This is a genomic window from Niallia taxi, assembly GCF_032818155.1.
Lineage (GTDB): Bacteria > Bacillota > Bacilli > Bacillales > Cytobacillaceae > Niallia > Niallia taxi_A.
Genome location: NZ_CP102589.1, coordinates 1,607,748 through 1,630,905, shown reverse-complemented (window position 1 = coordinate 1,630,905; position 23,158 = coordinate 1,607,748). Strand labels below are relative to the sequence as shown.

The 23,158-nt window shown below is 39.3% G+C and carries 23 protein-coding genes; 1 reads left to right on the top strand and 22 read right to left on the bottom strand.

Annotated features, from left to right (window positions below):
• Positions 1 to 81: 81 nt before the first annotated feature.
• Positions 82 to 777 (bottom strand): 5'-methylthioadenosine/S-adenosylhomocysteine nucleosidase, encoded by a 696-nt coding sequence (gene mtnN, locus NQZ71_RS07930; protein ID WP_317011630.1) that lies wholly within the window; start codon positions 775 to 777, stop codon positions 82 to 84.
• 16 nt (positions 778 to 793) lie between these two features.
• Positions 794 to 1,432: a class I SAM-dependent DNA methyltransferase gene (locus NQZ71_RS07925; protein ID WP_317011629.1), complete on the bottom strand. Its 639-nt coding sequence runs from the start codon at positions 1,430 to 1,432 to the stop codon at positions 794 to 796.
• A 183-nt stretch (positions 1,433 to 1,615) separates the two neighbouring features.
• On the opposite strand from NQZ71_RS07925, the gene NQZ71_RS07920 reads away from it, so the two are divergent.
• Positions 1,616 to 1,822: a DUF2536 family protein gene (locus NQZ71_RS07920; protein WP_127737363.1), complete on the top strand. Its 207-nt coding sequence runs from the start codon at positions 1,616 to 1,618 to the stop codon at positions 1,820 to 1,822.
• Positions 1,823 to 1,870: 48 nt separating this feature from the next.
• Here the strand turns inward: NQZ71_RS07920 and NQZ71_RS07915 are convergent, their stop codons facing one another.
• From NQZ71_RS07915 to NQZ71_RS07820, 20 genes are all read right to left on the bottom strand, one after another.
• Positions 1,871 to 2,512 carry a YrrS family protein gene (locus tag NQZ71_RS07915; protein ID WP_144452568.1) on the bottom strand — a complete coding sequence of 214 codons (642 nt, stop codon included), beginning with the start codon at positions 2,510 to 2,512 and terminating at the stop codon, positions 1,871 to 1,873.
• A 129-nt stretch (positions 2,513 to 2,641) separates the two neighbouring features.
• Positions 2,642 to 4,411, bottom strand: coding sequence for a peptidoglycan D,D-transpeptidase FtsI family protein (locus NQZ71_RS07910; RefSeq protein WP_144452567.1), 1,770 nt, complete (start codon positions 4,409 to 4,411; stop codon positions 2,642 to 2,644).
• Positions 4,412 to 4,475: 64 nt separating this feature from the next.
• A complete protein-coding gene (greA, locus tag NQZ71_RS07905) occupies positions 4,476 to 4,952 on the bottom strand; it encodes a transcription elongation factor GreA (RefSeq protein ID WP_127737360.1) in 477 nt (158 codons plus the stop codon).
• A gap of 302 nt (positions 4,953 to 5,254) precedes the next feature.
• Complete coding sequence (gene udk, locus NQZ71_RS07900) at positions 5,255 to 5,890, bottom strand: uridine kinase (protein WP_144452566.1); 636 nt, start codon at positions 5,888 to 5,890, stop codon at positions 5,255 to 5,257.
• Between the two features lie 3 nt (positions 5,891 to 5,893).
• Complete coding sequence (locus tag NQZ71_RS07895) at positions 5,894 to 7,162, bottom strand: peptidase U32 family protein (protein WP_144452565.1); 1,269 nt, start codon at positions 7,160 to 7,162, stop codon at positions 5,894 to 5,896.
• A 21-nt stretch (positions 7,163 to 7,183) separates the two neighbouring features.
• The gene (locus NQZ71_RS07890) at positions 7,184 to 8,113 is read right to left on the bottom strand and encodes a peptidase U32 family protein (RefSeq protein WP_317011627.1); all 930 of its coding nucleotides are present in this window, start codon (positions 8,111 to 8,113) and stop codon (positions 7,184 to 7,186) included.
• Positions 8,114 to 8,116: 3 nt separating this feature from the next.
• Positions 8,117 to 8,761 (bottom strand): O-methyltransferase, encoded by a 645-nt coding sequence (locus NQZ71_RS07885; RefSeq protein WP_375545197.1) that lies wholly within the window; start codon positions 8,759 to 8,761, stop codon positions 8,117 to 8,119.
• A gap of 236 nt (positions 8,762 to 8,997) precedes the next feature.
• A complete protein-coding gene (mltG, locus tag NQZ71_RS07880; protein WP_317011734.1) occupies positions 8,998 to 10,098 on the bottom strand; it encodes an endolytic transglycosylase MltG in 1,101 nt (366 codons plus the stop codon).
• Between the two features lie 510 nt (positions 10,099 to 10,608).
• Positions 10,609 to 10,902 (bottom strand): DUF1292 domain-containing protein, encoded by a 294-nt coding sequence (locus NQZ71_RS07875; protein ID WP_127737355.1) that lies wholly within the window; start codon positions 10,900 to 10,902, stop codon positions 10,609 to 10,611.
• A 13-nt stretch (positions 10,903 to 10,915) separates the two neighbouring features.
• Entirely contained in the window at positions 10,916 to 11,332 is a 417-nt protein-coding gene (ruvX, locus tag NQZ71_RS07870; protein ID WP_127737354.1) for a Holliday junction resolvase RuvX, read from the bottom strand.
• Positions 11,333 to 11,337: 5 nt separating this feature from the next.
• On the bottom strand, positions 11,338 to 11,604 hold the full coding sequence (locus NQZ71_RS07865) for an IreB family regulatory phosphoprotein (protein ID WP_127737353.1): 267 nt from the start codon (positions 11,602 to 11,604) through the stop codon (positions 11,338 to 11,340).
• A gap of 70 nt (positions 11,605 to 11,674) precedes the next feature.
• Entirely contained in the window at positions 11,675 to 14,308 is a 2,634-nt protein-coding gene (gene alaS / locus NQZ71_RS07860; protein WP_317011626.1) for an alanine--tRNA ligase, read from the bottom strand.
• 360 nt (positions 14,309 to 14,668) lie between these two features.
• Positions 14,669 to 15,748, bottom strand: a complete 1,080-nt coding sequence (locus NQZ71_RS07855; protein ID WP_144452561.1) for an AI-2E family transporter — start codon at positions 15,746 to 15,748, stop codon at positions 14,669 to 14,671.
• Between the two features lie 98 nt (positions 15,749 to 15,846).
• Positions 15,847 to 16,035, bottom strand: coding sequence for a hypothetical protein (locus NQZ71_RS07850; protein WP_127737350.1), 189 nt, complete (start codon positions 16,033 to 16,035; stop codon positions 15,847 to 15,849).
• A gap of 231 nt (positions 16,036 to 16,266) precedes the next feature.
• Complete coding sequence (gene recD2 / locus NQZ71_RS07845) at positions 16,267 to 18,684, bottom strand: SF1B family DNA helicase RecD2 (protein ID WP_317011625.1); 2,418 nt, start codon at positions 18,682 to 18,684, stop codon at positions 16,267 to 16,269.
• Positions 18,685 to 18,721: 37 nt separating this feature from the next.
• Positions 18,722 to 19,369, bottom strand: a complete 648-nt coding sequence (locus tag NQZ71_RS07840; protein ID WP_144452559.1) for a tetratricopeptide repeat protein — start codon at positions 19,367 to 19,369, stop codon at positions 18,722 to 18,724.
• A gap of 157 nt (positions 19,370 to 19,526) precedes the next feature.
• Complete coding sequence (gene mnmA / locus NQZ71_RS07835; RefSeq protein WP_144452558.1) at positions 19,527 to 20,642, bottom strand: tRNA 2-thiouridine(34) synthase MnmA; 1,116 nt, start codon at positions 20,640 to 20,642, stop codon at positions 19,527 to 19,529.
• A 63-nt stretch (positions 20,643 to 20,705) separates the two neighbouring features.
• Entirely contained in the window at positions 20,706 to 21,851 is a 1,146-nt protein-coding gene (locus NQZ71_RS07830; protein ID WP_144453355.1) for a cysteine desulfurase family protein, read from the bottom strand.
• Between the two features lie 97 nt (positions 21,852 to 21,948).
• The gene (gene cymR / locus NQZ71_RS07825) at positions 21,949 to 22,368 is read right to left on the bottom strand and encodes a cysteine metabolism transcriptional regulator CymR (RefSeq protein ID WP_127737346.1); all 420 of its coding nucleotides are present in this window, start codon (positions 22,366 to 22,368) and stop codon (positions 21,949 to 21,951) included.
• On the bottom strand, positions 22,365 to 23,051 hold the full coding sequence (locus tag NQZ71_RS07820) for a YczE/YyaS/YitT family protein (protein ID WP_144452557.1): 687 nt from the start codon (positions 23,049 to 23,051) through the stop codon (positions 22,365 to 22,367). Before NQZ71_RS07820 ends, cymR begins: the two co-directional genes overlap by 4 nt.
• Between the last annotated feature and the right edge of the window lie 107 nt (positions 23,052 to 23,158).

The window sequence follows — 23,158 nt, the reverse complement described above, 5'->3', positions numbered from 1 at the left end:
ATTACTTATATCCCCATTTGAATAGTCAGAATTAATCGGTAAAAAAGGGGGGAAGTCTTTAACAAGTCTTCCCGCTCCTGTTTACTTCATTTTCTTTACAATTCCAACTACTAAGTTTGCTGAATGCACTGCTGCCTTCTCCAAGTATTGATCAAAGGACAGATGCGACTCTTTACCGGCAATATCAGACAGGGAACGGATAATCACAAATGGTATTTCATGCTTATATGCAACCTGTGCTATTGCAGCTGCTTCCATTTCAACTGCTTGAAGCCCAGTAAATTTTGATTTAATAAAGTCAGCCCTCTCAGGATCGTTAATAAAGGAATCTCCTGTTGTGATAAGGCCTCTCACAACTGCATATTCGCCAACTTCCTTGGCACTTTCCTCGGCTATTTGAATTAAACTATTGTATGCTGCAAAGCTTGCAGGCATTTGTGGCACTTGACCATATTCATAGCCGAATATAGTTGCATCTACATCATGATGTCTAACTTCACTAGAGATTACAACATCTCCAACATTCAAGTCAGGATTTAATCCACCTGCTGAACCTGTATTAATAAGATAATCCGGTTTATAGGCCTGCATTAGGATTGTTGTGCTCATTGCAGCATTAACCTTGCCGATGCCTGAACGAAGCAGGACTACTTCCTTGCCAGCCAAATTTCCTTCAATAAACTGAAAACCAGCGATTGTCTGCTCCTTTTTATTTTCCATCTGTTCTCTTAGTATAGAAACTTCTTCTTCCATTGCTCCGATGATTGCTATTTTCAATGTATTTCCCTCTTTCTTACTGCACTTTTATTCCTTCCATGATCCAGACAAACTCATTTAAGCGAGTAAATGTGGCAGTGAAGCCATTTTCCTCTAACATCCCCTTAAGCTTCGGGATGGTGGAATAGTATTCACGTGCTAAGTCTGCTGCAAGGTTATTAAATCCGCTTTGTGAAGCGGCTGCTTTTGCTTTTTCATATTCTTCTTCGGAACGAAACATTGTATCCGCAAAAACTATTTTACCAGATGACGACAGTAAATTACTATAAAGAGTAATGGCTTCTGCTTTTTCTTTATCTGTTAAATGATGAAAAGCATACGTACTGACAAAAACATCTGGTTTTTTCTCTATAGTAAAGGAAAGAAAGTCACCGTCCTTCACAACTGCTTTCCCTTTTAGCTTTTCGTCCGCTAATTTTCGCATAGCCGGGGAAGGTTCTATTCCTGTGACAGACAAGCCTAGCTCTAACAGCTTTACAGTAAGATTACCTGTTCCTGGTCCAAATTCAACAACTTCGCCGAAGGCTTTATTTGCAACACTTTCTAATATTTGGTCATAGCCGTGAAACACTTCTTTGTACTCGATATCTTTTGTTAAGCTACTATCGTAAGTGTCCGCCCATTTTTCAAAGATTTCAATGAATTCCTTTCCCATTTCGCATTCCCCTTTCATAGCAAACAATTCCCATAAACATACTATGAATTGGACGAGAGTCATGTTCATCATTTACTAAAGACTCCACTCACTTTTCTGGTAAATTGCTTTTATCACCAGTCTCCTTGTTTTATACTATTTATGCTAAAATACATACAGATATCCCTAGAAAGGAAGTAACCTATGAATTTTCAGCTTGATATTATCCAAGACAAAGTAGAATTTTTTGAAGGAGAAAGCCTAAAAACGATTGAAAAAAGAATTTCTGAGCAAATTGAAATAAACAAAGGTATTTTGCTTTCCGTGCATTCTGTAAATCATCAAACAACACTTCAAGAAAACGGCAGACCGTACCACACAGTTATGGTGCATTTTAAAATAAAAAAATAAGAACAAAATGATGGCGGCATATGAATATTCATATGCCGCTTCTATTGATTAACGGATATTTAAATCTTTAATTTCTTCTACCTTTGTTGGCTTCCAGCCGCTGCCGTCTACCCATTCAATATATACTCGATATTTTTGGCTTTTATCTTTTGTGGATACAGTGCCAATCGATTTATTAGGGTCGTGATTGTTGTTACCTAAAAACCAGACAGTCATATTACTTTCATCAATTCCTGTTCCATATGCCAATGCTTTAACCTGCTCATTCCAATCAACGCCTTCTGAGTAGGTAGCAGTATGTTCACCAGTTTGTGCTGTGCCAACAGACTCCCATGAAGAATTTTCGATTGTTTTAATAACGTTCGAATCACTGCCTCCATCTGTGATGACTTCATCTCCGTCTTTTTGCTCTGTAGAATCTTCATCTGCGTCGTCCGTATTGGAAGCTTTGTCATCGTCTGTTTGGGCAGCAGCATCCCCACTCGCAGCAGTCTCTTCCGTTTTAGCTGCGTTTGTGTTACTTTGCTTTTCTGCATTGTTGTCATCTTTTGTCTTGAAAATAGAATATGAGACAAAAACAATTAATGCTATGACAAGAATGATCAAGCCATTAAGAATAATATTCGTCTTTTTCCTCTTTGATCGATTTTCCGATCTGCTTCGAACATTATTGTTAGTGTCTGTGCTCAAAACTGTTTCTCCTCCCTATATCCAAACATTTGTATTATGTTTCTTTATTATCACCATTTTTTTAGCCAATTAAGGCTGTACATATTCTATCATGACTTTTGCTGAGTGAAAAGGAAAATGGGTATTTTACTACTCCTGCTTGTTCTCATTATGATCATGCTCATATACCATTTTAACCATATCTGCAAACAGCGGATTGACTCCTCCTTCGTCAGCAAATACTTCAAGATTAACGGCAACAAGGGCATACTTGGGATTGTCATACGGAAAATAACCTGCAAACCATTTATTGTGAAGCTGCTCTTTTCCTTTGTATATGCCAGTTTCTGCGGTTCCGGATTTCCCAGCCACTTCATAAGGCAAGTCCTGAAACCATCTGCCAGTGCCTTCTTTATTCTCGACAACTTCTCTTAAAAGCTTTTGAAGCCGCTCTGCTGTATATGGTTTAATCGTGTCCCCAAGCAGTTTTTTTTGATCAAATGTAAGCAATGTGCTGCCATTTTTATATTCTATTTCAGATGCAACTCTAACTGCCTGCTTTTCCCCGCCTCTGGCAATTGTCGCCATCATGTTCGCAACAGCGAGAGGGGTAACTCTCACTTCGTTTTGACCGATGCCTGTCAATGCAACATAATTTTTATCCTTTCTTGCTTCCTCTGACAAAAACACTCGGCCCTTTTCCTCATCCTGTAATTGCTTGAAATCGCTCGAATGAAAAATAGATCCTTGCCAGCCAACGGAAGCCGTTAAAGATAGCTTGTTGGCATAATCCTCTAGCATATGCTCATCGATGTTTTGCAGATCCTTTGCAATCGTCGCAAATGTATTATTACAGCTGACAGCAAAGCTATCTGTAAAGTTAAGCATGCCATGCTGATAAACTGGATCAGGATCTCCATTTATCTTTTGACTGCAGTTGTAAACAGCATCCTTATTATCCAATTTATTATCAATTGCCGCTGCAGCAACAACAGTCTTAAATACAGAGCCGACTATTTGCTGTTTTAGCATAAAGTTATTAATTCCTTCTGTTTCATAAGGACTGCTTGAGTTTATATTTGGACGTGATACCATGGCAGCGACAGTATTTGTCTCCATATCTAAAAGCACGAGTCCGCCCTTTTTAATTCCATGCTTGTCCGCCAATTGCTCTGCATTTTCTTGCAGCTCTTTATCTATGGTTGTTTTAATATTCACTGGATAAAAAGGATTTCCCGGCTCCACATATTTTACATTTACGCCGAATAAAGGACCGCCTGTTGCATCAACATGATAGACAAGCTTAGATTCTCCATCTGGAAGGAGAAATTCATCAAAGCTTTTTTCTAATCCAGTCAGACCCATTAATGTATCGTAGGACAGCTTTTTATCAGGATATCGGGCGGCAAGCTGTTCTTCATTTTGTCCTGTTATCCCTAAGAGCTGCTCTGCTAAATCATTTTGGACCCTGTATTTTTTATTTACGGCAAACACACCAGGAATTTTAAGACTATTAATATTCGTCATTTGTTCTGAAGACAATTCAACAGGCTTGCTTCCCCCAAGGACAACCGGCTCTTTTGCATCTGCAATTGTTTTCGTTAAAGTATATTCTGTTGTGCCAATAATATCCGCAATTTTTTTGCTATCCCATTCCATGTTTTTTAAGAACGGAAATAGAATCAGAACTGTTTTTGTTTGTTGTGTAAGCGACTCCCCATCTCTGTCTAAAAAACCGCCTCTGCCGTTATCCAACACCATTTCTTGTGATCGTTGCTTGACACTTGCTTCAACTAGGTTAATATTATGCTTTGTAAAATGTTCTGTTTCGATAAGCTGGATTTGAACTAGCCTTGCCAGCAGTACGGCAAGCATGCATATAAAAAACACTCCGATAAAAATTGCCCTGTTTCTCCACATAAATAAACACCTCATCAAAAGTGTTGACGAGGTGTTAGAATTTCAAACAAAATGTTTGAATTTGTTATTTAATTGTAACGATTTCTACGTTCATTTCTCCGCCTGGTGTTTGTACAACCACTTTATCGCCGACCTTTTTGCCAATAAGGCTCTTTGCAATCGGTGAATCATTGGAGATTTTGCCTTCAAACGGGTCTGCTTCAGCACTACCAACGATAGTGTAAGTTTCTTCGTCGCCATCTGGAAGCTCGATGAAAGTAACAGAGCTGCCTAGTGAAACAGTGTCACGGTCAAGCTCATCCTCAGAAATGATTTTTGCATTGCGAATCATGTTTTCAAGCGTTGTGATGCGCCCTTCGACAAAAGCTTGTTCTTCCTTCGCTGAATCATACTCTGAATTCTCTGATAAGTCTCCAAAGCTACGAGCTATTTTTATACGTTCAACTACTTCTTTACGTTTTACCGTCTTTAATTGTTCAAGTTCTTGTTCTAACTTCTCTTTACCAGCCAATGTCATTGGAAATTCTTTTTCGATAGCCAAAAATGTTCACTCCTTAAAGTATCCAGCACAATCTATATAAGTTGATTGTTGGTTTTTATGATATGTATTAAATATTGCAGATGGTAAACTCAAGCTTAATTACTAATAGGATGAGTTTAATACGTAATCCGAAAAAAAGAAAGCATTTTCTTTCAGAAAAAGAATAATTATTCCCTAAAATGAATTATTTTAGGGAAATAATTCTTTTGAAAATCCTATTACAAAAGGGTTTAAAAGGTTATATCCAAGTTTTTGAATACAAGCTGCTTTTTATTCCTTTTTTTCCAGTTTATTCTTTGAATTTATAACAAAGACTTCTGTTCAAGGATTGTCTGTATTTTCGTTACCATTAAATCAATAGCAACATGATTTTGCCCGCCTTCAGGGATGATGATATCTGCATAGCGTTTTGTCGGTTCAATGAATTGATTATGCATTGGTCTGACAACATTAACATATTGGTCAATAACAGAGTCCATTGTTCTGCCTCTGTCTTGAATATCTCTTACTAGTCTTCTAATAATACGTAAATCAGCATCTGTATCAACGTACAGCTTCATATCCATTAAATTACGTAGTCTTTCATCCTCTAGGATCAAAATACCTTCGACAATAATAACATCTCTTGGTTCGACAAGAATCGTCTCATCTGATCTGGTATGCATTGCATAATTATAGACAGGCTTTTCGATTTTTTCATATTGAAGCAATGTTTGAATATGTTCAATCAATAAGTCTGTATCAAATGCAAGCGGGTGGTCATAGTTTGTTTCTAGTCTTTCTTCGAATGGAAGATGTGATTGATCCTTATAATAATAATCCTGTTCTATCATCAGGATGGAATGTCCTTGAAAATGCTCAAATATAGCCTTGGTCACGCTTGTTTTTCCTGATCCGGAGCCACCTGCGACACCAATTACAACTGGTTTGCGCTGCATGCTTTAGAGCTCCTTTCTCATCATGTTATTTGGAAATACAGGGTGATCCACTTTAAATTTAACAATTTGCAGCGGATGGCGAGCTGCTTCAAGCACATTGCCTTTTTCATCCCATATTGTCTCAACAACTGTCGTAAAATTAGATATTTCTGGACCGAAGAACTCCACTTCCTGTCCTGGTTTAAAGAAGTTACGCTGCTGAAGCGTCACTATCTGTTCTTCCTTATCATAGTCAAGGACAAGACCGGCGAAATCAAAGCTTGTCTTTTTGCTATGATTACCAAACATTTGCTCTTTATACCCTGGCTGTCCTTCAAAGAAGGCTGGAGCTGTCTCTCTGTTTGCACATTTATCAAGTTCCTTCAGCCATTCTGGGTCAATCACGAAATTATCTGGGTCTGCACAGTATGCATCAATTACTTTACGGTACACGCTGACAACAGTTGCCACGTAATGAATGGATTTCATACGTCCTTCAACCTTCAAGCTGTCAATGCCTATTTCAATCATACGAGGAATCGATTCAATCAGCTTTAAATCTTTCGGACTCATAGCAAATGGTGAGTCTTCTTCAGAGAAAAGCGGGTTTTCTTGTTCGCCCTCAAGTCTGTATAAATCATAATCCCAGCGGCATGATTGGCAGCAACCACCTCTGTTAGAATCCCTTGCAGTCATATGGTTGCTTAATGTACATCTTCCAGAATAAGCGATACACATTGCGCCATGTATAAATGTCTCAATTTCAATATCAACTTTTTCTTTCATTTCTTGAATTTCTTCAGCACTAGTTTCACGGGCAAGCACAACTCGTTCTAAACCTTCCTCTTTCCAATACTGTACTGCTTTCCAGTTAGAAAGAGATTGCTGTGTGCTTAAGTGTACCTCTATTTCAGGTGCAACTCTGCGGCATGTTTCAATAATCAATGGATCAGCCACGATAATGCCATGAATTCCTGCTTCCTTTAGACCAAGCAGGTAATCTTCAAGTCCATCGATATTTTCATTATGAGCAAAAATATTTGTTGTTACATAAATTTTTGCATTATAGCCCTTTGCAAATTCCACTCCCTCTTTCATTTCTTCAAAAGTGAAATTTCCAGCGTTTGAGCGGAGTCCGTATTCCTGTCCCCCGATAAAAACCGCATCAGCACCATAAGCAACAGCTATCTTCAGCTTTTCAAGATTACCTGCAGGCGCTAAAAGCTCCGGTTTTTTGACAATGATTCTTTTACCGTCTCGTATTTCAGAGATAGGTGTTTTCACTGCTGTCATCGTCTAAACTCCTCCTAATAGTTAATACACTGTTTCCTTAAAGAAAAATCCTGTGTCCAATTGTCTGTTTGCCGGCTGTATTTGTTCAATTTCCGCTAAAAGGCTGTCCTTCTCTTCCTCATATTGGTCCGGGGCATTTATATACATCATGATTGCACGATGATAAATGCTTGTCACCTTTTGAATATAAGCAGAATCTTTTAAAATTCCATCAATCTTGAAGGAGTCGATTCCTGCATCCATTAATTCCTGAAGCTCATCCACGATACAAATATCATTAGGACTCATAATATGTGTTCCATTTTCGTCTTCAAAAATAGGATATTTGTTTTCTCTTTCTTTATCATGAAGGAAATAATCTTTATCGCGCTGTCTATCAGCCATTTCTTCGTCTTTGCCTTGATGTTGGAAGTAATGTCCTAACAAAGTTCTTTTTGATTGGAACATCGTTGTCATTCCATGCACCTGCACTTCTATTTCAACTTCTGCATTTTCCTTCATTTCAATGATAGCATCCATGCTTAATTCCCTTGCTAGCACTGCACGCTTAGCGCCTTTTCTGCCCCAGTAATTACATGTATACCAGTTAGTTCCAGTAGTTTCCGTATTCCAATGCAATTTCATGTCAGGAGCAACTTCACGAGCCACCATAAGCACAGCCGGGTCGCCAAATATAATAGCGTCTGCCTTTACATCCTTTAAGAATGTAATATAGTCATAAAGCCCATCAATCTTGTCATTGTGAAAAACGCCGTTGATTGCCACATAAACCTTTTTATCCTTTGAGTGTGCAAGCTCAACCGCTTTTTTTACATCATCGCGCTTAAATTCTCCTGCTAAACGCAATCCAAATTTCTGTTCACCGACCACAAAGGCATCTGCTCCGCAATTGATCAGTGGGATAATGTCTTCAACTGTAATTGGTGTAACAAGCAATTCAGGTTTTTTCATCTTTTATCCCCTCTTTTTACTAATCGCTAATCCGTCACCAACAGGCATTATTGCTGTATGGTAATCTGGATGTTCCATTAGCCAAATATTAAATTCTTTTATCTTTCGGATAAGCTGTCTTAAATTCCGACTCTCAATTTTCTCTTCGGCAACAAGCCCATGGAATAATATATTATCCGTAAATATTACACCGTTAGGAGAAAGCATTTTCGAATATATATCAAAGAACTTCCGATATTGGCTTTTGGCAGCGTCAATAAATAATACATCAAAAGGGCCATGCTCTCTCACTAGATGCTCTACTTCTAATGCATCACCTTTTATTAAGAAAACTTGTGAGCTCATGTTCATTGTTTCTACATTTGCTAATGCCTTATTGTGACGTTGCTCATCCCGCTCAACCGACACTACCTTGCATTCAGGCAAAGCTTCAGCCATCCGCAGTGCAGAGTAGCCAATTGCTGTCCCAATTTCAAGGATTTTTTTCGGTTGGTGCATCCTTAGCAGCTGAAGCAATGTTTCTATTCCCACTAGCTCCATAATCGGCACATCATGCTCAACTGCATACTGTTCAATCTCTTTAAAGGCTTCACTTCTATCTGGAATTAAATTCTCGATATATTTCAGCACTTGCTCTTCATTCTGCAACAGAATTCACCTCTATTTACATTTGCCAGACGATAATTAATGATTTTTTGTTTACCTGTTATTCGGGGGAAAGTTCCCCCTCCACCTGAAAAATGTTAGCTTCTTTTATAAAGAACCTAACTTTTGTATATATGCCAAATTAGTTATTGCCATAATAAGTACCTGTTCAAAAACACTTGTACTATTTTAACATAAAACGCGGGGGAAAGCTAATTAATACTGCTTCCCCCACCGCTTTATTTATTGGTAATATATTTAGCCTTTAATGAATTATGTTCTTCTAAAGTACTAGAAAAATAAACAGTGCCATCGCCAGCTGCCAAGAAATACAGATAATCTGTTTTTGCAGGGTGAAGAGCAGCCTCCATTGACATAGTTCCAGCATTAGAAATCGGACCTGGTGTAAGTCCCTTATTCTTGTACGTATTGTACGGTGAATCCACTTCTAAATCCTTATATGTGACTCTTTCCTTATGCTTTCCTTGTGAGTAGAGCACAGTCGGATCTGTTTGCAGTGGCATATCTTCCTTGATGCGGTTATAAAATACACTTGCAATCTTATCTCGATCAGCCTTTTCTGTTGCTTCTTCCTCAATAAGTGAGGACATCGTCAGAAATTGGTGTACGGTTAAATCTTCCCGTTCGATATCCTGTCTGTACTTATCGACAACACTTTGGGTTTTGTCAAGCATCACAGATACAATTTCTTCAAGGCTTGGAGATTTTTTATAAAAGGCATATGTCGCAGGGAAAAGATACCCTTCTAATGGATATTTAATATCCTTCGCCCATACCTCTGTCGTAAGAATCGTTGGGTACTTGTCCATCAATGACTGAATAAATTTTTCATCATTAAGACTTTTAAACACTTTATCTTTCGGTTGTTTTGTTTTGTCCGCTATGACGGCAGCAATTTCATCAAGCTGTCTGCCTTCAGGTATCGTCATCGAGAAAATTGGCTCTTGCATAATTTTACCTGTCTTTAGGCTGTCAATGATTTCTTGTATTGTCATGGAAGGATTCATATGATATTCTCCTGCCATAAATTCGGACTCATTTTTAAACTTCACATAATATTTAAACACCCTGGCATTTTTGACAAGCCCGTTGTCCTGTAATGTCTGAGCGATATACGTTACACTGGAGCCAATAGGTATATCGACAACTATTTCTTTTTTGCTGTCCGCATCGACAGGCTTCAAACTCGACTTAATGTAAAAATAGCTTGTAAGTGATACTGCAACTATTAAAACCGCCAGTACAAGGATGGTCATGCCGACAATTTTTCTTATTGTTTTTGCTTCATTTCGCCTTTCAGCGATTTTTTCAAAAAACATATTCTTCTTATCTTTTCTATCATTATTCCCCTCTGTTGTTGACAATTTTTTTCCCTCCTAAAATCCGGGTATGTATTATCTATCTACACCATTTCTCGACTAATTATACTATATTCTAACAAAGAAAGTGCAAAAAATAGCGAAACGCGGCATTTTTGTTATTCAAGAATAGTGTATGGCAATAACACTCCGCTCATTAAATTCTAAACAGGAAGGATAAATTTGTAACAACGGAGCTTAGCTTAGCTGTGCAAGCAGAATATGACTTAAAATGTTGTTTGTTCCGATACATGCTCGTCCTCACACTTTTTTTAGGGAGGTATGGATCCTGCAGGGTATAAATCATCTCTATCCCCCTAAAAATCGGGTGCCTCCGCTCCCTTCCTCTAAGTTTTAGAATTATTGTTTTTTAGCCACAAAAACGGATTAATAGTTCAGTTATCACCAATTACTCTATTTTTAAAGGATAAAACAAAGGGGACAGCGAATAGCTGTCCCCTAACGTTTTTCTTATTCTTCTTCCTCTTCTTTAGCAAGGAAAGTGTTAAGCATTTCCTCTACTAAATCCCACTCTTCATCTGTTTCGATTGGTGAAAGCTCACCATCGCCAGTTTCTTCGTTTGGAATGAAAGATGATGCATGAATATCGATTTCGTCATCTTCACTGTCATCTTCACCAATTGGGTAATAAAGGACATATGATTTACCGAATTCATCTGATTCAAATGTGAACAAAATTTCGCATAATTGTTCGTTTCCTTGCTCGTCTACTACTGTAATTGTATTTGTTTCTCCGTGTTCCATTATTTCCACCTCATCATTTCTGGCTATCCATATAGCCTTGTAATATCATAGATGCTGCCATCTTATCAATTACTTTTTTCCTTTTTTTTCTGCTTACATCTGCTTCAAGCAGCACTCTTTCAGCAGCCATCGTTGTCAGCCGCTCATCCCAAAACACAACTGGAAGACCGAATCTTTCCTCAAGGAGCTTACCGTAATGCTGGCTCGCTTCTCCGCGAAAGCCAATACTGCCATTCATGTTTTTTGGGAGGCCAACCACTATTTTACTTACATCATGCTCAACAATCAATACTCCTAAACGGTCTAATCCGAATTCTTCTTTCTCTTCGTCGATTTTTACCGTTTCAATGCCTTGGGCTGTCCAGCCCAAGGCATCACTAATGGCAACGCCTACCGTTTTTGAGCCTACATCCAAGCCCATTGTCCGCATTTTTGTTAATCCTCTCGTTGCTGTTTTAAATAGAACTTGACAAGCTCTTCTATGATCTCATCTCGCTCTAGTTTGCGCATAATATTTCGTGCATCCATATGGCGCGGTATATATGCAGGGTCTCCTGAAAGTAGATAGCCGACAATTTGGTTAATTGGGTTATAGCCTTTTTCTTGAAGAGCATCATACACTTGGTTTAATACTTCTTTTACGTCATGTTCATATGGTTCTTCAGGAAAATTGAATCTCATTGTTTTGTCAAATGAGCTCATATACAACACCTCTATTTTCAGACAGATTCTGTTAATTGATACCTACATTTTACACTACTTGCCCACATTATCAAATGGATTTGATATATTCTTCGACATGATTTAATGCTTCTTGCAATTTGGATGGGTCTTTACCGCCAGCTTGAGCCATATCTGGACGGCCTCCACCGCCTCCACCACAGCGAGTTGCCACTTCTTTGATGATTTTACCAGCATGATAGCCTTTATCCATCAAGTCTTTTGTAACTGCTGCTATTAAGTTGACTTTATCATCATTTGCACTACCAAGAACAATGATGCCAGACTCTAGCTTTTGCTTTAAGTCATCTGCCATTGTGCGCAGGTTGTTCATGTCAACACCTTTAATATTTGCTGTAAGTACGTTGATGCCATCAACATCCTTTACTTGATCAACTAAATTGCCTGCTTCAATATTGCTTAGTTTCGCAGCAAGAGATTCGTTTTCACGCTGCAACTGTTTTAATTCTGCTTGAATCGTATCAATTCTTGTTCCCACATCTTTTGGATTCGTTTTAAGCTTGCCTGCTGCATCTTTAAGAATATTAAGCTGCTCAGTCAGCTGCTGATATGCTGCTTGTCCTGTAACTGCTTCAATCCTTCTTGTGCCTGCACCAATACCAGCTTCTGTAACAATCTTAAATAGGCCGATTGTAGAAGTATTATCAACATGGATACCACCGCAAAGCTCAAGGCTGTAATCGCCCACTTGAACAACACGAACAATTTTCCCATACTTTTCGCCAAACAATGCCATCGCACCCATTGCTTTCGCTTCTTCGATACCTTTATAGTCGATTTGAACAGGAATGCTGTCCCAAATTTTTTCATTGACGATTTTTTCAATTTTCTCCAGCTCTTCTGCTGTAATTTGACCGAAATGTGAGAAGTCAAAACGTAAACGATCTGTCTGAACAAGAGAACCAGCTTGGTTAACATGCGTTCCAAGTACATCCTTCAGTGCTTGGTGAAGCAAATGTGTTGCCGTATGGTTTTTAATTATTTTCGAACGGTTGCTTCTGTCAACAGCAGCTTCCACTTGATCATTAACTGTTACCACACCTGATTGAACAACACCTCGATGTAGGTTTTGCCCGTTTGGCGCTTTTTGTACATCTTGAACTAAGATTAAAACTGAATCAGATGAAACTGTTCCTGCATCTGCGATTTGACCGCCGCTTTCTGCATAAAAAGGTGTCTTGTCCAAAATAAACTGGATTTCCTGACCTTCTTCTGCTTTCTCTACGATTTCACCGTCAACTAAAAGCGCAGCAACAGTTGCTGTTGTAGACAATGATTGGTAGCCGACAAATTCACTTTCCACTTTTATTTCACCAAGAACACTTGATTGAACTTGCATGCTTCCAACATCTTGGCGTGCTTTGCGAGCTCTTTCACGCTGGCTTTCCATTTCCTTCTCAAAGCCTTCATGGTCAATTTTCATCCCTTGCTCGTCTGCATATTCCTCCGTTAATTCAACTGGGAAGCCATAAGTGTCATATAGGCGGAATACGTCTTCACCTGAAATAATTAGATTTCCTGACGCTTTTTCCTTTTCCATTACCTCACCAAGAATTGACAAGCCTTCGTTTAGCGTTTCATGGAAACGTTCTTCCTCACTCTTCATGACTTTTTGAATAAATTCTGATTTTTCTTTAACTGTTGGGTAATAATCAAACATGATTTCTCCCACAACAGGAACAAGCTCAAACATAAACGGACGGTTAATATTGATTTTTTTTGCATAACGAACAGCTCTGCGCAGCAAACGTCTTAGAACATATCCTCTTCCTTCATTGGATGGTAATGCCCCGTCACCTACCGCAAATGCTACTGTACGAATATGGTCAGCGATTACTTTGAACGCTTCATCTGTATCCTTAGCTGCACCATATTTCACGTCAGCAATTTGTTCTGTTGCTGCAATAATTGGCGTGAACAGGTCTGTGTCAAAATTAGTAGGAACATTTTGCACAACAGAAGCCATACGCTCAAGTCCCATTCCTGTATCAATGTTTTTCTTCGGAAGCGGAGTGTATGTGCCGTCTGGATTATGGTTGAATTCAGAGAATACAAGGTTCCATACTTCTAAGTAACGGTCATTTTCGCCGCCTGGGTATAATTCAGGATCGTTTAAATCATTGCCGTATTCTGGTCCGCGATCATAGAAAATCTCTGTGTTTGGTCCACTTGGTCCTTCACCGATATCCCAGAAGTTCCCTTCAAGACGAATAATGCGGCTTTCTGGAATTCCAATTTTGTCACGCCATAATACGTAAGCCTCTTCATCCTCTGGGTGAACGGTAACAGATAGTTTCTCTTTATCAAAACCAATCCATTTTTCGTCCGTCAAAAACTCCCAAGCCCAGTCAATAGCTTCCTCTTTGAAATAATCTCCAATGGAGAAGTTACCTAGCATTTCAAAGAATGTTTGGTGTCTTGCTGTTTTTCCGACATTTTCAATATCGTTTGTACGAATTGATTTTTGTGCATTTGTAATTCTTGGATTTTCCGGAATAACACGACCGTCAAAATATTTCTTCAATGTTGCAACACCGCTGTTAATCCAAAGCAAAGATGGATCCTCATGGGGAACTAATGATGCACTTGGCTCAACATTATGGCCTTTTTCCTGGAAAAAATCGAGAAACTTTCTTCTGATTTCTGCTCCTGTTAATACTTTCATGATTAGGTTTTGCCTCCTTCTATGTATGACCTCTCAAATATGGGAGAAGTAAGTTTTTCAGCATAAAAAAAACTCCCATCCCTGGACAGGGACGAAAGTATGCTCGTGGTACCACCCTGATTTATGGCAGCATAATGCCGCCATTTCTCAATATCCTTAACGCGGATGAACGGCAGGTATTAGCTGCATTCAAGAACTAGCTTTCAATTATCCTTCACTTGGATTCCTCTCAGCCATGGGAATTCCTCTCTGCAGCATTTGCCTAAAGTGGGCTATAATCTACTTGATTCTATCGTCATTTTACCAATATGTTCTTCTCTCGAATTATACTGATTTTTCGTTGCTATTGTCAACATGCATTCACTTCAAAGCGTCTAGTTTATTGCTTTTGCCAAAATGAACACGCAAGTGAATGATTGCTACTTTCAAAATAGACAAAAGGGGAACAGCTATGACCATTCCGACTATTCCTCCAACCTCTCCGCCAAGCAATAAAGCAAACATAATAAAAAGAGGATGCATATGCAGGCTTTTCCCAACAATGAAGGGCGATAGAACATTTCCTTCTAAAAACTGGAGCACAACAATGATAATAATGACAATAAGGAGCATTTTCACAGACATTGTACTGGCAATAATCACTGCAGGAACGGCTCCAATGATTGGTCCAAAGTACGGGATAACATTTGTAATACCAATGACGATTCCTAACACAAGTGGATATTTCATGCCAAAGAAATAAAAGGAGATAGACGATAAACCGCCAATGATTAAGCAAACGAGCAGCTGTCCCCTTATGTAGCTTCCTAATGAAAGGTTCACATCCTTCAAAAACAGAACACTGCTTTCCCGCCATTTGCTTGGAGTCAATTGCCATGCAGCCTTTTTTACTGCTTCAAAATCCTTCAGCATATAAAAAGTAATGAATGGAATCAGCATGAAAATAACAAAGGAATTTACAAAGTTCATTGCACCCTTTAAAAGCTTTGTCAGTAACCCATCCATTTTCACTTCAAACGATTCTATTCCATTATCAACTTTAGTCTGCATGTTATCTGGCCATGCTTTTGTTCTTTCTTGAATGAAATCAACCCAGCTTCTATACTGGTTGGCAAGCTCTGGAGCACTTTCTGTCAACTCTCTCATTTGAACAATGAAAATCGGAATACACTTGTAAAGACCGTACCCGACACCTCCAAAAAAGAGGATGTATATTAACGCTACCGCAAGACCGCGGTGCAGGCCTTTTTCATGGATTTTTTCAACAACTGGATGTAGCAAATACGTAATAAACGCACCAAGAATAAAGGGGAAAATCACCTTCATTACGAGCTGCACAATCGGAGTCCAAATAGGAGATAATTTAAAGAATATAAACAATACGATAAATAGTAATAGTGTAAAAGCTAACCGATAATACCATTTGACCCTTATTTCCATACAAAACCCCTCCACCCATAATTTGTGTGAAAAGGTGATTATTTATACGAAACAGAGGAGGCGAAATTACGCCCCCTCTGTTCATACATTATTATTTATCAGCTATATCTGCGATTATCTTCCTCAAACAAATCATCTAAGGAGCTAAGGCTTCCATCCTCTTCCACTTGATGTGTATGAATGATACCTTTAACTAATGAAAGCTCAATAAAACAGCTCCAGCAATAATACTGGCTGATTCCAATTTTTCCGATATCTTTGCTTTGGCAATTAGGACAGATTAACATCTGAAAACACCTCAAAAATTTAAGTTTACGACATCATCTCTATACGAACGGAAGATAATGTCACTGGTGTTTCCATTCTGTCCAACTTACACAATAAATAAACATCATTTTATTAAGATTTATAGGAGTCGGCTAATTTTTTACAAAAAAACAGATGTCATCCTTGGCCATTAAGGATGACATCTATAGGTTATGCTACAAAAACAGAACAATGTATAACAAACTTTTCCTCTATTGTTTCGTGTCTGTTTGCTCCATAAAATCATAAGGTGATATATTTTCCATGCCGATAAGCGGGTCAATTTCTGTAATTCGCTCACTGTAGAAAAGAGAAACCTCTGCATCTTCCTCACCTGTTGCTATATCCGTTGAAAAAATCTCTTTCAGTTTTTCCTGCAAGGAGGTCTGCCTGTTTAACTCATCATTGCGGCCAACGCCAATTTCCATAGCGTCCACTTCGCCAAGCAAAATCAAAAATTGTTTACTTCTTGTAATACCTGTATAGATTAGGTTTCTGCGCAGCATTCTATAGTAGCTTTTAACAATCGGCATTATTACAATCGGAAATTCACTTCCTTGTGACTTATGAACAGAACAGCAGTAAGCATGGGTTATTTGGTTCAAATCCTGCCTTGTGTACGTTGCTTCAATTCCATCAAAGGAGACGATAACCATGTCTTGTTTTTCGGTGTTTTCCTTCGCATAAAAAATCGAGACGATTTCTCCCATGTCCCCATTATAAACATTGTTTTCAGGCTGATTGACTAGCTGAAGCACTTTATCACCAATCCGGTATTTAACGTCTCCGAACTTTAGTTCCTTCCTTGTTCCGTCTGGATTGGGATTCAATATTTCCTGGAGGATCACATTTAGACGGTCAATTCCAGCTGGTCCTCTGTACATGGGAGCAAGAACTTGAATATCCATTGGCGCATAACCCTTATTCTTTGCATTAAGGACGACCTTTTCAATTGCTTGAGCTATTTGTCCTGAAGAACACTTAATAAAAGATCTGTCTTTTTGCTGCTGCATTAAATTAGCAGGAAGCCTGCCGCCTTTTATCTCATGAGCAAGTTCAATGATAGAGGAGCCCTCACTTTGTCTGTATATATCTGAAAGGCGAACTGTCGGAATGCAGGCAGATGCAAGCAAGTCCTTTAGAACTTGTCCCGGCCCTACTGACGGAAGCTGGTCCTCATCTCCAACAAGGATTAATTGTATATTAGAGGGCAATGCTTTAAACAGCTGAAAGGCGAGCCAAATGTCTACCATTGAGGTTTCATCAACAATGATTATCTTGCCATCAAGAGGATTTTCCTCATCCTTATCAAAGCCTCCACTGCCATTCCAGCCTAAAAGACGGTGAATCGTGACAGCAGGAAGACCTGTCGATTCTGCCATCCGTTTAGCAGCTCTTCCTGTCGGTGCTGCTAGGATAAATGGAAAAGGCTCCTCCTTTTTATACTCTTTCGGATCAAGACTGTAGCCATGCAGCTCACCGTAAAGCTCTACAATCCCTTTAATAACGGTTGTTTTCCCAGTCCCTGGTCCGCCAGTCAGCATAAGCATCGGCGACATGAGAGCAGTCTGAATTGCTTCTCTTTGCGAGGGAGCATATTGAACGCCAAGCCTGTCCTCTAAATTTCCTAAAGCAAGCAAAAATTCAGATTCCGGAAATTGGTCTTCATATTCCTTTTGCTCCATAATTCTTTTGATATGGCGAACAACGCCTTTTTCCGAATAATAGAGTGATGGCAGGAAAATTTTCTTGTCCTCGACAATGATTTTCTTTTCTTCCTCCAGCAGAACAATCTGATTGGCAATGGCGGAAAACTCAATCTGCTCTTGCTTATTTTCCTCTAAAAGATCCTTAACCCTGTTTAGCACATATTCTGCTTCCAGATAAACATGACCTTCCTGGCTGCTACCAAGCTCCAATACATATAAACAGCCTGCTTTGATTCTGTCAGGATGGCCCCCGACAAGCCCGATTTGTGACCCTAAATCATCTGCTCTGCCAAAACCAATCCCTTCCACATCCTCGACCAATTTATATGGATTAGACTGGATAATTTCCAGCGTATTGTCCTTATATGTCTGATAAATCTTCATGGAAAGCTGTGGCCCAAAACCATATTGGTTTAATGAAATCATCGCTTGCTCCAGCCCTTGGTTTTGCATAAGCGTATCATAAAGTGCTTTTGCCTTGTCCGGAGGAAGTTTTGGAACAGAGTCTAACAGGGATGGTTCATTTAAGATTTTTGCGATGGCATTTTCTCCTAAAGACTCTACAATATTTTCTGCTGTTTTTTGGCCGATTCCTTTAAACAGCTCACTCGACAAATAAGTAATAACGCCTTGTTTAGTCTGTGGCATCTCTTTACGGAAAGAGGAAACCTGGAACTGCAGTCCAAATCGAGGATGGTCTTTAAATTCACCAAAGAATGTGTATGTATCATTCTCATGCATCTTTGGCAAATACCCAGTGACAACCGCTTCCTTATCTTCATAATTATCATTTGTTTCATCCACCCTTATTCTCAGCACAGTATAAAGGTTTTCTTCATTATGAAAAATAGTAACAAGATGGCGTCCTTTCAAGTATTTGCCTTGTTCTGCGAACAGATCCAGTGAATTTTGCTCTTCCAATTAATCTCCCCCCTTTCCTTGAATCTTCCTTATTTTTTTACCCTCCGATGATTTGCTTACCCATTAGTGCAAGCTGGTGATCAGGCTGGATTTCTAATGCTTTATTAAACATCTCCAAGGCCTTTTCTTCCTGTTCCTTAAACCCGTATGCAACACCGAGATTGTAATAGGCATCAGCATGCTCTGGATCAAGCTCAATACAGCTTAAAAACTTTTCTGTCGCTTCGTCTAAATATTGACCTTGCGCAAGACATAAGCCAAGCTGGAACAAAGCCTCTGCATCTTCACCGTTCAATTCAACAGCACGCTGCAAAAATGGGATGGCAAGCACCGGTTTTTCCATCCCGATATGAACCATGCCAAGCATGAAATAATTATCGCTTGATTCAAGTCCTTTCGCTAATGCTTCCTCAAACATTGCTTTAGCTGACTCAAGTTCGTCTTGTTCAAAATAAACAGTTCCTGCACTATAGTAAGCAGCAGCCATTTCAGGATCTATTTCCATTGCTTTTTTGTAAAATGTTATCGCTCTATCTAAATCGCCTAATGCAGACAGCACATTGCCAAAATTCACATAGGATACAGCATTGCCCGGATCTTTCTCGATTTCTTCCATGAAGATTTTTGCTGCTTCTTCCCATTTACCCTCTTGCATATATTTAATACCTAATTGATTTGTCTCCACAATTAACACACTCCGTTTCTTCACTAAAAGTATAGCATATTTTGGCCCTATGGAAATCTTCCAATTCACCAGCCTCACTCTTTCTAAAAAAAAGAGAAACTAACTCAACGCACCACCTCTTAACGGAAGTGGGGCGTTATTTAGTTTCTCTGTTTCTTTAGCCTACATATGTCAACTGTTCGTTGTTACGGAACACTTTGTCAATTGTTCCACCGCCAAGGCATTCTTCTCCTTGGTAGAAGACAACAGCTTGTCCTGGAGTAACCGCACGAATTGGCTCGTGGAAGGTTACTTTCACTTTTGAACCTTCTAATATTTCGACTGTCACTTTATTATCTGGTTGGCGATAACGGAATTTAGCTGTACATTCAAATGTTTTTGAAGTTTCATCTGTTGAAACCCAGCTTACATTGTCAGCGATAATGCTGTCTGAATAAAGCATTTCGTGATGGAAGCCTTGGCCAACATATAATACATTTCTTGCTAAGTCCTTGCCAATAACAAACCATGGGTCACCGCTTCCACCGATACCTAATCCATGTCTTTGCCCGATTGTATAGTACATTAAACCATCATGTTTGCCGACAACCTTGCCATCGAATGTTTCCATATTGCCTTTTTGTGCAGGCAAATATCCACTTAAAAATTCTTTGAAGTTACGTTCGCCGATAAAGCAAATACCTGTACTGTCCTTTTTCGTTGCAGTTGCCAGGTTCGCTGCAGCAGCAAGCTCACGTACCTTTGACTTTTCCATACCGCCAATTGGGAACATGACCTTACTTAACTGTTCTTCTGTTAATTGGTTAAGAAAATAAGTTTGATCCTTATTATCGTCCTTACCTCTTAACATGCGAACTTTACCATCCTCGCGCACAACTTGTGCATAATGACCTGTAGCCAAATAGTCTGCGCCAAGATTCATGGCATGCTCTAAAAATGCCTTAAACTTAATTTCTTTATTGCACATTACATCAGGATTTGGTGTTCTGCCAGCCTTATATTCATCAAGGAAATAAGTGAAAACTTTATCCCAATACTGCTTTTCGAAGTTAACGGCATAATAAGGAATGCCCAACTGATTGCAGACACGAATAACATCTTCATAATCCTCTGTCGCTGTACAAACACCGAATTCGTCCGTATCGTCCCAGTTCTTCATAAATATTCCGATAACGTCATAGCCTTGCTCTTTAAGAAGCAATGCAGCAACAGAGGAATCAACTCCCCCTGACATGCCGACAACTACGCGTGTATCTTTTGGTGCTTTTTCCATTTCATTCCCCCCAGTATTTCTAAGTCCATCTATCTAAGAAGAGTACAGTTCAAATAAACGGATTTATTTGGCTGTCAACCTTTGCACGATTTTTGACAGCTCGCTTCCGACATGCTTGATCTGTTCTTCTGTATTGTATAACCCGAAGCTAAATCGAATAGAGTTTTTCGTCCTTTCCGAATTCTCCCCATACATGCTTACAAGCACATGAGAAGGATCGATGGAGCCTGCTGTACAAGCAGAACCGCTTGATGCGGCAATACCAGCCAAGTCAAGATTGACGAGCAAGGCCTCTACATTTGTTCCAGGAAAGCTTAAGTTTAAAACATGTGGCAGTGTATTTTCAACTAATCCGTTTTGCTGGAACTCAATTTTGTGTTCTTTCAAGGTTTGAACGAGTATATTTTTATATGCTTCGTACTTTTGCCTTTTTTCCAGTCTCTCAGAAATAGCAATCTCTGCTGCGAGCTGGAAGGCTGCTAATGCTGGAACATTTTCCGTTCCAGCTCTACGTTTTCTTTCCTGTTCACCGCCAAATAAACGAGGTGAAAGCTGAATGCCGTTCTCTAAATAGAGAAAGCCAATCCCTTTTGGCCCATTGATTTTGTGAGAGGAGACGGACAACAGATTAATATGCTGCTTCTTCACATCAATATCCTCTACACCGTATGCTTGGACAGCATCTGTATGGAAAAGCGCTTGATGATCTAATAGCAACTGCCCTATTTCTGTGATAGGCTGAACTGCTCCGACCTCATTGTTTCCATACATGATTGTTACAAGAATAGTATCGTCTCTTAATTCCCTTTTCAACACATCAAGATCAATAACACCAAATTCATTAACTGGTAGATATGTGACATCAAAGCCTTTCTTCTCCAGCTCCTGACAGGCAATTAGTACGGCATGATGCTCAATTTCAGTTGTAATAATATGCTTGCCCTTATGCTGGTAGCTGTCTGCTACACCGAATATGGCATGATTGTCTGCTTCAGTCCCACCGCTTGTAATAATAATTTCCGTTTCTTGTGCCCCGATGCTCGCAGCAAGACTGTTTCTCGCATTATCAATAATTTTTCGGGCTTGTCGTCCGAAAGTATGGATACTTGAAGGGTTACCATAAGCTTGCTGCATTACTTCATGCATTTTTTCAATAACTTTTGGATGCATCGGCGATGTTGCCGCATGATCCACATATATATGTTCCAACATCTTCACCTACTGAAATTTATTATTCTAAAAATCCAACTATCTTATAGTAATAGGATAGTCAAATACTTGCCAACTATTTGCTTTTAGCAACAACTTAAATATAGAACATGTAGGATTCAGAATCGCCTTCTTCTTTATGGTTCGCCAAATCCTCAATTGTAGTAGAATCAAGCACGTCCTTGACCGCATCACGGATTTTCATCCAAAGAGCTTTTTTGGCAGGCTCCTCATCCTCGATTCCTTCAACAGGGCTAATCGGGCCTTCTAATGTACGAATGATATCCCCAGCAGTGATGTTTTTGGGGTCATCGCCAAGCACATACCCTCCGTAAGCTCCTCTAATGCTGCGAACATAGCCTGCGTTGCGAAGCGGCGCGACAAGCTGCTCCAAATAATGTTCAGACAAATCATTTGTCTGGGCAATTGACTTCAAAGAAATTGGGCCTTCTCCATGCTTTTTTGCTAATTCCATCATAATTGTTAAGCCGTAACGGCCTTTTGTTGAGATTTTCATATATCTGCACTCCTATTATTCACAATTTTTTTATTTAATTGATGTGATTTTTGAACTTTCGCCAACAGCATATCTGTCCAGCTTTGGCATTGCGGGATACTAACTCCAGCTATTTTTCCAATGATAACGGCATAAACCACTGTGCCCCAAAAAACAGGTCCGCCCATCAGCCAGCCTGAAAAAAGTACAATTGCCTCCATAATAAATCTTGTCGTGGAAATACTCATCCCAAGCCTTTGTGATAAAACAAGCATAAGACTGTCCCTTGGACCAGCTCCGAGTTTAGCGGAAATATATAAGCCCATGCCATACGCCATAATGACTAAGCCTAGTAAAAACATCACACTTCTACCAAGTAATGCTTCTGGTGTCTTCATAAACGGCATAAGCAAAAACAAATCAATAAATAGCCCCACTAGCAGCATATTAAGAAATGCGCCGGCTTTCGGGATAGTTCTAGACAGAACAGCACTGACAAAAAGGACAAAAAAGCCGACTATTATCGTCCAGCTTCCGATCGTTAACCCAAGTTGGTAAAATAAGCCGATGTTTAGTACATCCCATGGTGCAGATCCTAAATCTGCTTTAATTAAAAGGACAATGCCAAATGACATGATAAGCAGGCCGACAATAAATATTACCGTTCGCCATGTGAGCTGTCTTGCATTCAATAAGGCACCCATATTATTATCCACCTTTACATATTTACGTTAATCCGCAGCAATTCGAACATTATGCATTATAACATATTTTTGTCTGTATGCCGCTTGCATCACAAGTTAGATACTTT